This is a genomic window from Shewanella donghaensis, from assembly GCF_007567505.1.
GTDB classification, from domain to species: Bacteria; Pseudomonadota; Gammaproteobacteria; order Enterobacterales; family Shewanellaceae; genus Shewanella; species Shewanella donghaensis.
This window is the reverse complement of sequence record NZ_CP041783.1, coordinates 3,396,776-3,410,560: the sequence shown is the minus strand read 5'-3', so window position 1 is coordinate 3,410,560 and position 13,785 is coordinate 3,396,776. Positions and strand designations below refer to the sequence as shown.

Annotated in this window: 9 protein-coding genes and 1 tRNA gene; all 10 read right to left on the bottom strand. The window is 42.3% G+C overall.

All coding sequences use genetic code 11. The annotated features are described in order from the left end of the window. Positions 1–107: 107 nt before the first annotated feature. Positions 108–4,328: a DNA-directed RNA polymerase subunit beta' gene (gene rpoC, locus FPK91_RS14570; protein ID WP_144211916.1), complete on the bottom strand. Its 4,221-nt coding sequence runs from the start codon at positions 4,326–4,328 to the stop codon at positions 108–110. 82 nt (positions 4,329–4,410) lie between these two features. Then, entirely contained in the window at positions 4,411–8,442 is a 4,032-nt protein-coding gene (rpoB, locus tag FPK91_RS14565) for a DNA-directed RNA polymerase subunit beta (protein ID WP_144211915.1), read from the bottom strand. 239 nt (positions 8,443–8,681) lie between these two features. Then, positions 8,682–9,047 carry a 50S ribosomal protein L7/L12 gene (gene rplL, locus FPK91_RS14560; protein WP_144211914.1) on the bottom strand — a complete coding sequence of 122 codons (366 nt, stop codon included), beginning with the start codon at positions 9,045–9,047 and terminating at the stop codon, positions 8,682–8,684. 54 nt (positions 9,048–9,101) lie between these two features. After that, entirely contained in the window at positions 9,102–9,599 is a 498-nt protein-coding gene (rplJ, locus tag FPK91_RS14555) for a 50S ribosomal protein L10 (protein WP_144211913.1), read from the bottom strand. Between the two features lie 278 nt (positions 9,600–9,877). Beyond that, positions 9,878–10,579, bottom strand: a complete 702-nt coding sequence (gene rplA / locus FPK91_RS14550) for a 50S ribosomal protein L1 (RefSeq protein ID WP_144211912.1) — start codon at positions 10,577–10,579, stop codon at positions 9,878–9,880. A gap of 4 nt (positions 10,580–10,583) precedes the next feature. Beyond that, positions 10,584–11,012 (bottom strand): 50S ribosomal protein L11, encoded by a 429-nt coding sequence (rplK, locus tag FPK91_RS14545; RefSeq protein WP_144211911.1) that lies wholly within the window; start codon positions 11,010–11,012, stop codon positions 10,584–10,586. Positions 11,013–11,141: 129 nt separating this feature from the next. Next, on the bottom strand, positions 11,142–11,693 hold the full coding sequence (gene nusG / locus FPK91_RS14540; RefSeq protein WP_144211910.1) for a transcription termination/antitermination protein NusG: 552 nt from the start codon (positions 11,691–11,693) through the stop codon (positions 11,142–11,144). Positions 11,694–11,701: 8 nt separating this feature from the next. Continuing rightward, positions 11,702–12,073, bottom strand: a complete 372-nt coding sequence (gene secE / locus FPK91_RS14535) for a preprotein translocase subunit SecE (RefSeq protein ID WP_144211909.1) — start codon at positions 12,071–12,073, stop codon at positions 11,702–11,704. Positions 12,074–12,319: 246 nt separating this feature from the next. After that, positions 12,320–13,504, bottom strand: coding sequence for an elongation factor Tu (gene tuf / locus FPK91_RS14530; protein ID WP_144211908.1), 1,185 nt, complete (start codon positions 13,502–13,504; stop codon positions 12,320–12,322). Positions 13,505–13,694: 190 nt separating this feature from the next. Then, positions 13,695–13,768 (bottom strand) — tRNA-Gly (locus FPK91_RS14525). Positions 13,769–13,785: the final 17 nt, after the last annotated feature.

Below are 13,785 nucleotides of genomic sequence, written 5' to 3'. Positions count from 1 at the left end.
CGAAAGTTTAGAAAGGTAATGACCATCTGTCAAGAAATAGACAACTTTTCATGCAATTTCCAATAAAAAAGGCGCCAAAGGCGCCTTTTTTTAACATAACGTTTACTTTAGTCAGCGCTTCCGGCCAAATTCAGTAAGTCAGCTAAGTTCTTTTCTGCTTCGCTTGCAGTGATTACTGGTGCTTCTGCTTTATCAGACTTAACGTTCGCACGAGCTTCATTACGAGCCGTGTGATAAGCATAACCGGTACCAGCTGGGATTAGACGACCAACAATTACGTTTTCCTTAAGACCACGTAATGGATCGCTCTTACCGCCAACAGCAGCCTCGGTTAGTACACGAGTAGTTTCCTGGAACGATGCCGCTGAGATGAATGATTCAGTAGCCAAAGATGCTTTGGTAATACCTAATAATTCACGCTCAAACTTCGCAGGTGTTTTGCCTTGTGCTTCAAGTTCACGGTTAGCGATCTTAACACGGGCTACTTCAGCTTGTTCACCGACTAAGAAATCAGTATCACCAGCATCTGTAATTAAGCACTTACGTAGCATTTGGCGAATAATCACCTCAATGTGCTTATCATTGATTTTAACGCCCTGTAGACGGTATACGTCTTGAACTTCATCAACAATGTAGTTAGCAACATTATGAATACCACGTAAACGCAGGATGTCATGCGCAGCTTCTGGGCCGTCAGCAATAACTTCACCACGTTCAACTTTTTCACCTTCGAACACGTTCAGGTTACGCCATTTAGGGATCATTTCTTCGTAATGTTCACTACCATCAGCTGGGCTGATGACTAGACGTACTTTACCTTTGGTTTCTTTACCAAATGAGATTGTACCCGAGATTTCAGCAAGGATAGCAGGCTCTTTCGGCTTACGTGCTTCGAACAAGTCAGCAACACGTGGTAGACCACCGGTAATATCGCGAGTTTTAGACGATTCTTGAGGAATACGTGCTAAAGCGTCACCAACGTTGATTTGCGCATCATCGTCTTTTGAAACAATCGCATTACCTGGTAAGAAGTATTGCGCAGGTACTTCAGTACCTGGAATCATAAGGTCGTTGCCATCTTTGTCGATTAGACGGATAGCAGGTCGCATTTCTTTACCTGCTGTACCACGGGCACTTGGGTCAAGAACAACAATTGAAGAAAGACCAGTTAGATCATCTGTTTGACGCGTCATAGTGACGCCTTCAACCATTTCAACGAACTTAACAGTACCAGCAACTTCAGAAATAATTGGGTGAGTATGTGGATCCCAGTTCGCAATGATTGCGCCTGCTGTCACTTCACTATCTTCCAACGCTTCTAGCACGGTACCGTAAGGTACTCTGTAACGTTCTTTCTCACGACCAAGTTCGTCAATAATTGCCAGTTCAGATGAACGAGAAACAATAACCAACTTACCCTCAATATTACTAACGTGTTTAGCGTTATGTAACTTAAGAGTACCTGAGTTCTTAATTTGAACATTGTTTGCAGCTGAATCACGCGATGCTGCACCACCAATGTGGAAGGTACGCATCGTAAGCTGTGTACCTGGCTCACCAATTGATTGAGCGGCAACAACACCGATAGCTTCACCGTGGTTAATAATATGACCACGTGCTAAGTCACGTCCGTAACAAGCAGCACAAACACCAAAATCTGTTTCACAAGAAATTACTGAACGTACAATGACTTCATCAACACTGTGCTCTTCAAGAAGATTACACCATGCTTCGTCAAGTAATGTGTTACGTGGCGCAAGGACTTTGTCAGAACCAGGTTCAATGACATCAATAGCAACAACACGACCCAGAACACGTTCACGAAGAGGTTCTTTAACATCACCACCTTCAATCAACGGCTTCATAGTCAAACCACCATGAGTACCACAATCGTCTTCAATAACAACTAAATCTTGTGCAACATCTACAAGACGTCGAGTTAGATAACCCGAGTTAGCTGTTTTCAATGCTGTATCGGCAAGACCTTTACGCGCACCGTGAGTAGAGATGAAGTACTGAAGTACGTTTAGACCTTCACGGAAGTTAGCGGTAATCGGTGTTTCAATGATTGAGCCATCAGGCTTAGCCATCAAACCACGCATACCAGCTAGCTGACGAATCTGTGCAGCACTACCACGAGCGCCCGAATCAGCCATCATATAGACGCTGTTAAACGAATCTTGCTCTTCTTCTTCGCCATCGCGGTTGATAACAACTTCTTTCTTCAAGTTGTCCATCATTGCTTTAGAGATTTTATCGTTGGTGCTTGCCCAAATATCGATAACTTTGTTGTAACGCTCACCAGCCGTAACAAGACCTGATTGGAACTGCTCTTGAATTTCAAGCACTTCGCGTTCAGCGTCTTCAACTAAAGTGTACTTCTCATCTGGGATAACCATATCGTTGATACCAACAGAGGCACCAGAGATAGTTGCATAACGGAAACCGGTATACATTAATTGGTCAGCAAAGATAACAGTATCTTTAAGGCCTAGTGTACGGTAACAAGTGTTCAATAGTTTCGAGATTTGCTTCTTACCCATGTTCTGGTTAACCAGTTCGTAAGGTAAGCCTTTTGGCAAGATCTGCGATAACAACGCACGACCGACTGTAGTATCTACAATACGACGGCTTTGAGTCTTGTCACCATTGTCGTCAAACGAAGTTTCAGTTATACGAACTTTGATACGAGCGTGTAATTCAGCCGCACCTGTCGCATAAGCTTTTTCAACTTCATCAACTGACATAAATGCCATTCCTTCACCGCGACCGTTAACACATTCACGGCTAGTATAGTAAAGACCTAATACAACGTCTTGAGAAGGCGTTATAACTGGCTCACCATTTGCTGGAGAAAGGATGTTGTTTGTCGACATCATTAACGAACGAGCTTCTAGTTGAGCTTCAAGCGTTAATGGTACGTGCACAGCCATTTGGTCACCATCGAAGTCGGCGTTATATGCCGCACATACTAATGGATGCAATTGAATAGCTTTACCTTCAATTAGTACCGGCTCAAACGCCTGGATACCAAGTCTATGAAGTGTTGGTGCACGGTTAAGCATAACTGGATGTTCACGAATGACTTCGTCTAAAACATCCCATACTTCAGGCTGCTCGCGTTCAACCATTTTCTTAGCAGCTTTAATCGTAGTAGCTAAACCACGACCTTCTAACTTGCCATAAATGAATGGTTTGAATAGCTCAAGTGCCATCTTCTTAGGAAGACCACATTGATGCAGGCGTAAAGTAGGACCTACGGTAATAACCGAACGACCAGAGTAATCAACACGCTTACCTAGCAAGTTCTGACGGAAACGACCTTGCTTACCTTTGATCATATCAGCCAAAGATTTAAGAGGACGCTTGTTAGAACCAGTAATAGCACGACCACGACGACCATTATCTAATAGTGCATCAACAGACTCTTGTAACATACGCTTTTCGTTACGTACGATAATGTCTGGAGCAGCTAAGTCTAATAGACGTTTAAGACGGTTGTTACGGTTGATTACACGACGGTAAAGGTCGTTCAAATCAGACGTAGCAAAACGTCCGCCATCTAGTGGTACTAGAGGACGTAAATCAGGTGGTAGAACCGGTAAAACTTTTAAGATCATCCATTCAGGCTTGTTACCTGAAGTGAAGAATGCTTCCATCAATTTAAGGCGTTTAGTCACCTTTTTACGACGGGTTTCAGAGTTAATTGAAGGCAACTCTTCACGCATTTGCTCGATCTGTTCTTCTAAATTGATTGCACGTAGCAAGTCTAAGACTGCTTCTGCACCCATTTTAGCTTCGAACTCATCACCGTACTCTTCTAATGCATCAAGATACGTTTCTTCTGTCAACATTTGACCACGTTCAAGACTGGTCATGCCAGGCTCGATCACTACAAATGATTCAAAATAAAGTACACGTTCGATGTCACGAAGTGTCATATCAAGCATTAAGCCGATACGACTCGGAAGTGATTTCAAGAACCAAATATGTGCAACTGGGCTTGCAAGATCAATATGACCCATGCGCTCACGACGCACTTTAGTCTGTGTAACTTCTACGCCACACTTCTCACAAATAACACCACGATGCTTCAAACGTTTGTATTTACCACACAAACATTCGTAATCTTTTACAGGACCGAAAATACGCGCACAGAATAAACCTTCACGTTCAGGTTTAAAGGTACGGTAGTTAATAGTTTCTGGTTTTTTAACTTCACCAAAAGACCAAGAACGGATTAGATCTGGCGAAGCCAGACCAATTTTAATTCCGTTAAATTCTTCAGTCTTGCTTTGCTGTTTAAGAAACTTTAATAAGTCTTTCACGTTTCTCTCCTGAAGGAGTTAAACCAGATGCTTTGCTACTGCAAAGCATCCTTGGTTACCAAACATTGCTTAAGAGCGATGCTTACTCTTGATCCAACTCGATATTAATACCAAGTGAACGAATTTCCTTCAACAATACGTTGAAAGACTCAGGCATGCCTGGATGCATCTGATGGTTACCGTCGACGATGCTCTTATACATCTGTGTACGACCGTTAACGTCATCTGATTTAACCGTTAGCATTTCCTGAAGAGTATATGCTGCACCGTATGCTTCTAGTGCCCATACTTCCATCTCACCGAAACGCTGACCACCGAATTGAGCTTTACCGCCCAATGGTTGCTGTGTAACTAAGCTGTACGAACCGGTTGAACGGGCGTGCATCTTGTCATCAACTAAATGGTTCAATTTAAGCATATACATGTAACCAACAGTTACTTTACGCTCAAATTCGTTACCGGTACGGCCGTCACATAATGTTAACTGGCCAGATGAAGGTAATCCTGCAAGTTCAAGCATTTGCTTGATCTCTTTCTCTTTAGCACCATCGAAAGCTGGCGTAGCAATTGGTATGCCGCCTCTCAGGTTCTTAGCTAAGCGCACTACTTCATGATCAGTAAATGTACTGATGTCGACTTTCTGAAGAACGTCATCACCTAAGTCATAAACCTGCTGAATGTAGCTACGTAGCTCTGCCAGTTCGCGTTGCTCTTCAAGCATAGCAGTAATACGATTACCAATACCTTTTGCAGCAGCACCTAAATGGACTTCTAGTACCTGACCAATGTTCATACGCGAAGGTACGCCCAATGGGTTAAGTACGATATCTACTGGATCACCAGTTTCATCGTAAGGCATGTCTTCAATAGGACAAATCTTAGAGATTACACCCTTGTTACCATGACGACCCGCCATTTTATCACCAGGCTGGATAGTACGTTTAACTGCTAGGTAAACCTTAACAATTTTCAGTACACCAGGTGCTAAATCATCACCTTGGGTGATTTTACGACGTTTAACTTCAAACTTTTTATCAAAGTCAGCTTTTAGCTCTTCATGTTGCTCAGCTAATTGCTCTAGTTCAGTTTGTTTAGTTTCATCATCGATAACCTGAATCAACACATCTTTACGTGGTAATTCAGCGATTTTCTCCTGAGAGAAACCAGCAGCAAGTAACAAGTTACGCGCACGGCTCAAGACACCTTCTTCAAGGATCTGAAACTCTTCGCCTAAATCTTTACGAGCTTGGCCAACATGCAACTCTTCAATTTCAAGCGCACGTTTATCTTTTTCGATACCGTCACGAGTGAATACTTGAACATCGATAATTGTGCCTTTAACAGAGTTAGGTACACGTAAAGAGCTGTCCTTAACATCTGAAGCTTTTTCACCGAAAATAGCTCGCAATAGCTTCTCTTCTGGAGTCAGCTGTGTTTCACCCTTAGGTGTTACTTTACCAACTAGAATATCGCCGCCTTTAACTTCAGCACCAATGTAAACAATACCTGACTCATCTAATTTAGATAATGCAGACTCACCTACGTTTGGAATATCAGCAGTAATCTCTTCACTACCTAATTTCGTATCACGAGCAATACAAGAAAGCTCCTGAATATGAATAGTAGTAAAACGATCTTCTTGCGCTACGCGTTCAGAAATTAAGATCGAATCTTCGAAGTTGTAACCATTCCAAGGCATGAACGCGATACGCATGTTCTGACCAAGAGCCAAATCACCTAAATCGGTTGATGGACCATCGGCTAACACGTCGCCACGTACAATTGGATCACCAACTGAACAACAAGGACGTTGGTTAATACACGTGTTCTGGTTAGAGCGAGTGTATTTAGTTAAGTTATAGATATCGATACCGGCTTCGCCAGGTGTCAATTCTGACTCGTCAACTTTAATTACGATACGACTTGCGTCTACATAATCTACAACACCACCACGTTTTGCCGAAACAACAACACCTGAATCCACAGCAATGATACGTTCAATACCAGTACCCACTAACGGCTTATCAACACGTAAAGTAGGAACCGCTTGACGTTGCATGTTTGCACCCATCAATGCACGGTTAGCATCATCGTGTTCTAAGAACGGAATTAGTGATGCTGCAACAGAAATAATCTGTTGTGGCGATACATCCATATATTGGATGTCAGCAGCACGCATAAAGGTGGTTTCACCTTTATGACGACAAGCAACTTGCTCTTCGATGATATGATTTGAACCATCTACTTCAACGTTAGCCTGTGCAATTACGTAACGACCTTCTTCAATCGCTGATAAGTATTCAACATCATCAGTAATCACGCCATCAACTACCTTGCGGTAAGGCGTTTCAAGGAAACCGTAAGAGTTAGTACGAGCGAAACTTGCTAATGAGTTAATCAGACCAATGTTTGGTCCCTCAGGAGTTTCAATCGGACATAAACGACCGTAGTGAGTAGGATGTACATCGCGTACTTCAAAACCAGCACGTTCACGTGTTAAACCACCAGGACCAAGTGCAGAAATACGACGCTTATGCGTCACTTCAGACAACGGGTTGTTTTGATCCATGAACTGAGACAATTGCGAAGAACCAAAGAATTCTTTCACTGCCGCAGAAATAGGCTTAGCATTGATTAAGTCTTGTGGCATTAATTCATTTAAATCGCCTAATGATAGACGTTCACGAACTGCACGCTCAACACGAACTAGACCAACACGGAATTGGTTTTCAGCCATTTCGCCAACACTACGAATACGACGGTTACCTAGATGGTCAATATCGTCGACTTCATCGTAACCGTTACGGATTTCGATGATTTTCTTCATAACGTGAACGATGTCTTCTTTAGACAATACGCCTTCACCTTCGTCTTCAGTAATTTCAAGACGACGGTTAAACTTCATACGACCTACTTTAGATAAGTCATAACGTTCTGGGCTAAAGAATAAGTTTTGGAATAAACCTTCAGCAGCATCTTTGGTTGGTGGCTCACCAGGACGCATCATACGGTAGATTTCAACTAATGCTTCTAAGCGGTTAGTTGTTGAATCTATACGTAATGTGTCTGAAATATAAGCACCATGATCAAGGTCATTGATAAACAATGTATCAACATCTTTAATACCCGCTAAAGAAAGTTTAGCTAGGTCTTCAAGGGTGATTTCAGCATTTGCGTTAACAATGACTTCACCAGTATCTTGATCGATATAATCTTGAGCTGCATACTTGCCAACAATGTAATCAACTGGAACTTCCAGCTCACTTGTGGCAGTTTTTTCAAGCTGTTTAATGTGACGAGCAGTAATACGACGACCCGCTTCGACAAGTAACTTGCCTTCAGAATCTTTGATGTCGTAACTGGCAGTTTCACCACGCAAACGATCTGGCACAAGTGCCATAACAAGAGAATCTTTCTTAATTTTGAACTGAATACGTTCAAAGAATAAGTCTAAGATTTCTTGAGTCGAAAACTCAAGTGCACGTAACATAATAGTCGCAGGTAATTTACGGCGACGATCGATACGTACAAATAATGCATCTTTTGGATCAAATTCAAAATCAAGCCATGAACCACGGTAAGGAATGATACGTGCGTTATATAACACTTTACCTGAAGAGTGGGTTTTACCACGGTCATGATCAAAGAATACACCAGGAGAACGGTGTAACTGAGACACGATAACACGCTCAGTACCATTGATTACAAAAGTACCATTGTCAGTCATTAATGGGATATCACCCATGTAGACTTCTTGTTCTTTAATGTCTTTAACTGTGCCTGGTGCAGCTTCACGGTCATATAGAACCATACGCAATTTAACGCGTAATGGAGCTGAGTATGTAATACCGCGGATCTGACACTCTTTCACATCAAAAACTGGCTCACCTAGCTTGTAACTGACATATTGCAGTTCAGAGTTGCCAGAAAAGCTCTTGATGGGAAAAACGCTACGGAATGCGGCTTCGAAACCACGTTCACCCGTAGGATCTTGATCTGTGAACTTTTTAAATGAGTCTAATTGAATAGACAACAGATACGGAATATCCAAAACTTTTGGACGTTTTCCAAAGTCTTTACGAATACGCTTCTTTTCAGAATAGGAGTAAACCATGGGTTTCCTCTACTTACGAGATGTGACCAAGACTGAATTAATACAAAGATTAAAACAGCACGTTTGCCCATCACCGTTGATGGCAAGAACCTAACCAGTAATCTCTGCTAGGAACTGCTAAAACTGGCGACAAACGGTGAATAAAAAATCGCCTGCGCATATAGCGCAAAAAAGGCCGACGGTTAAAAAACCGTCAGCCTCCACCCGATCACTCGGGAGGTGGTAAGTTAAAGTATAACTTACTTAACTTCTACTTCAGCGCCAGCAGCATCTAGATCTGCTTTAAGTGCATCAGCTTCTTCTTTAGATACAGCTTCTTTAACTGCTACTGGAGCAGATTCAGCCATAGCTTTAGCTTCTTTCAGGCCAAGACCTGTAGCAGCGCGAAGTGCTTTAATTACAGCAACTTTGTTAGCACCGAAAGACGTCATTACAACGTCAAATTCAGTTTGCTCAGCAGCAGCGGCTGTATCACCACCACCAGAAACTACTGCAGCTGCAGCAGAAACGCCGAATTTTTCTTCCATTGCTTCGATAAGTTCAACAACTTCCATTACAGACATTTCTGCGAAAGCTTCTAAGATTTGGTCTTTTGTGATAGACATAACAAAAAATTCCTATTGTACTGAATTCAATTTAATTAAGCGGCTAATAAAATATTAAGCTGCTTCTTTTTGATCGCGAAGAGCGGCCAAGGTACGAACAAACTTGCCAGCAGATGCTTCTTTTAGAGTCATCATTAACTGAGCTAGTGCTTCGTCGTAAGTTGGTAATTTCGCTAAACGATCAATATCTGCTGCAGGGATTAATTCCCCTTCAAAGGCTGCTGCTTTAATTTCAAACTTTTCTTGCGTAGCAGCGAAGTCTTTTAATAGACGTGCTGCAGCACCTGGGTGCTCGTTAGAAAAGGCAATTAAAGTAGGACCTGTAAACGTTTCGCTAAGACACTCAAAATCAGTGCCAGCTACAGCGCGTTTAACTAATGTATTACGTACTACACGTACAAATACACCAGCTTCGCGAGCTGCTTTACGCAAACCGGTCATATCACCTACAGTTACGCCGCGTGAATCGGCAACAACTGCAGATAAAGCACCTTTGGCTGCTTCGTTGACTTCAGCAACAATCGCTTTTTTGTCTTCGAGTCTTAATGCCATTGGCTTTACTCCTGGATTCTACCTAGGGATATCCCTAGAATTTACCATGTTAAACACAAAGTGTTTAACGACTTACGGTGCAGATTTTCCAGCAGAACAAATCTATCTGGGGGGTCTGACACCGTCTACGTAGGAAATTAAGTAAGGATTAAGTCACACCTACGGTCTTGGACGGAAATCTAATTAATAAATGAACTAATAAATTAGTAACACATTTAGAAAAAAGACCTCAACCCACAAAGTGCGCGCATTATAGACTAATGCGCGAGCTTTGTATATTACTTAGCTTCTTCTAAGCTACCTTGATCGATAGTTACGCCTGCACCCATAGTGGTAGAGATAGTAACTTTCTTCAAGTAAACGCCTTTAGCAACTGCAGGCTTAGCCTTTTTCAGTGCCGCTACAAGCGATTCTAAGTTTTCTTTAAGCTGAACTGGTGTGAAATCCACTTTACCAATAGTAGTGTGGATAATACCGTTCTTGTCGTTACGGTAACGAACTTGACCAGCTTTGGCATTTTTAACTGCTTGAGCAACGTTAGGCGTTACTGTACCAGTTTTAGGGTTAGGCATTAAACCACGAGGGCCTAAGATTTGACCTAGCATACCAACAACGCGCATTGCATCAGGAGATGCGATAACAACGTCAAAGTTCATTTCACCAGCTTTAACTTGTGCAGCTAGTTCTTCCATACCAACAAGTTCTGCACCAGCTTCTTTAGCAGCTTCTGCATTTGCGCCCTGTGTAAACACAGCAACACGAACTTCACGGCCAGTACCATGTGGCAATACTGTAGCGCCACGAACGTTTTGATCTGATTTACGAGGATCGATACCCAAGTTTACAGCAACGTCAACACTTTCTACGAACTTAGCAGCTGCTAATTCTTGTAATAAAGCTAATGCTTCATTGATTTCGTAGCTCTTAGTTCCGTCTAATTTTTCACGGATTACGCGCATGCGCTTAGTTAGCTTTGCCATTATATTAGTCCTCTACTACCAAACCCATTGAACGTGCAGTACCTTCAATTGAGCGAGTCATCGCTTCAATATCAGCGCCAGTCATATCAGTAGCTTTTGATTCAGCAATTTCTTGAACTGCGCTACGCTTGATAGTACCAACTTTCTCGGTATTCGGACGACCAGAACCAGACTTGATGCCTGCAGCTTTCAATAATAAGAAAGATGCTGGAGGAGTCTTAGTTTCGAACGTGAAAGAACGATCGTTGTATACAGTGATAACAACAGGAATCGGCATACCTTTCTCGAACTTTTCAGTACGAGCGTTGAATGCTTTACAGAATTCCATGATGTTCACACCTTTTTGACCTAAAGCAGGTCCAACTGGTGGAGACGGGTTTGCAGCGCCGGCTGCTACTTGTAGCTTAATATAAGCATCAATCTTCTTTGCCATGTCGACATTTCCTCAGTTTGGGTTCAGACGCGTATCAGTTAAATACTGATAAGCTCCCCTTGAAAATTACGGGTGCGAATTATACTAAAATCCGCACCCGCAAACAAATACTATTTGTATTTAATTTAATCAGCTCTTTTCAACTTGATCGAAATCAAGTTCAACAGGAGTAGAGCGACCGAAGATCATTACTGAAACCTTAACGCGGTTCTTATCGTAATCAACTTCTTCGATAGTGCCATTGAAATCAGCAAATGGACCATCGTTAACACGAACAACTTCACCAGGTTCATACATAACGCGATGAGTTGGAGACTCAACAGTGTCTTGTAAGCGCTGAAGAATTGCATCCGCTTCTTTATCTGAAATAGGCGCTGGACGGTCTGAAGTACCACCGATAAAGCCCATTACACGTGGAATACTTTTCACTAAATGCCAGCTTTCGTCGTTCATTTCCATTTGGACTAATACATAGCCTGGAAAGAATTTACGTTCGCTTTTGCGACGCTGACCTGCACGCATTTCAACGACTTCTTCAGTAGGTACTAAAACCTCAGCGAAGTAATCTTCCATGTTATGCATTTTGATATATTCAAGTAGAGTCTTGCAAACACGGCCTTCATAGCCTGAAAATGCTTGAATCACATACCATCTTTTTTTAGCTTCTGTTGCTTCAGTCATGTAAATGCCTATACGCCAGTAATTAGGTTAACAACGCGCAATAGTACCCAGTCGAAACCCCAAAGGATAACGGCTACGACAGCTGTTGCAGCAAGAACAATGAATGTTGTGTTTAGCGCTTCTTGACGAGTTGGCCAAACCACTTTACGAACTTCAATGTGAGCTTCACGAGCAAAAGATAAAGCTTCTTTACCTTTCACAGTTTGCAGTGCAATAAACGCTGCAATAACAAAGGCAACAATTACGCCTAACGCGCGTACCACAACACTGGCTTCGCCAAATGCTTGGTTGCCAATAACAGCGGCGGCAACCAAAATAGCTGCTATGCCCCACTTAACAATATCCAGAGGATTAGTCTGGTTTTCAGTATTTGTTGTCATCGGTTGGTTCCGTTACTCACTAGACCTGAGCTTAAATTTGATAAAATGTACTATTATCAACCAGTACTTCCGAATTAATCCACGAAAAGCATCAGCTCAGGGTCAAAAATCGGCCATAGATTGTATTCTTATTCTACCCAGTTCGCAAGGTTGTCACCAGAGAACATCAGTAAAACAAGCAAAAAAAAACTAAAACAAAAAAAGGAAGCCGAAGCTTCCTTTTTAAAGTGTTAACTAAAGCGGCTATTAAGCAACGATTTTAGCTACAACACCAGCACCAACAGTACGACCACCTTCACGGATAGCGAAACGTAAACCGTCATCCATTGCGATTGGGTAGATTAGTGTAACAACCATTTTGATGTTATCACCAGGCATTACCATTTCTACGCCTTCAGGAAGCTCGATTGTTCCAGTTACGTCCGTTGTACGGAAGTAAAACTGTGGACGGTAGCCTTTGAAGAATGGAGTGTGACGTCCGCCTTCTTCTTTCGAAAGTACGTATACTTCTGATTCGAAAGTTGTATGCGGAGTGATTGTTCCTGGCTTAGCAAGAACTTGACCACGTTCAACATCTTCACGCTTGATACCACGTAGAAGAACACCACAGTTCTCGCCAGCACGACCTTCGTCAAGAAGCTTACGGAACATTTCAACACCAGTACAAGTAGACTTAGTTGTGTCTTTAACACCAACGATTTCTACTTCGTCACCTACTGTAATGATACCGCGCTCTACACGACCAGTAACAACAGTACCACGACCTGAAATTGAGAATACATCTTCAATAGGAAGTAGGAATGGCTTATCGATATCACGCTCTGGCTCTGGGATATAAGTATCTAGAGCTTCAGCTAGTTCAAGAACTTTAGCTTCCCAATCAGCTTCGCCTTCAAGGGCTTTAAGCGCTGAACCTTGGATAACTGGTAAGTCATCACCTGGGAAGTCATATTCTGAAAGAAGTTCACGAACTTCCATTTCTACTAATTCAAGTAGTTCTTCATCGTCAACCATGTCACATTTGTTCATGAATACGATGATGAAAGGTACGCCAACCTGACGTGAAAGCAAGATGTGCTCACGTGTTTGTGGCATAGGACCATCTGTAGCAGCAACTACTAAGATAGCGCCATCCATTTGAGCAGCACCAGTAATCATGTTTTTAACATAATCGGCGTGACCAGGACAATCTACGTGTGCGTAGTGACGGATAGGTGTGTCATATTCGATGTGAGAAGTATTAATTGTAATACCGCGCTCACGCTCTTCAGGAGCGTTATCGATTTGTGCGAAGTCACGAACGTCGCCACCGTATGTTTTTGCCAATACTGCTGAGATTGCTGCAGTTAAAGTAGTTTTACCATGGTCGACGTGACCAATTGTACCCACGTTTACATGTGGTTTGTTACGTTCAAATTTTTCTTTAGCCATGATATTGCCTCAACTGAGCGTCTTGGTAATGAAACACATATAGAAAAAATCCGATGCATAAATGTCATCGAATCGATTATTTAAATATTAGGTGATTAGTTTAGCATAAGACAGGAAGTGCTGATTTATTAGATTTGAATGACTCAATAATTCGCAATGAATTATTGAGTCACCAATTCGTACAGCAATTTGGAGCGGATGGCGGGAATCGAACCCGCGTTATCAGCTTGGAAGGCTGGAGTAATACCATTATACGACATCCGCGCAACCTGTTTAAGGCT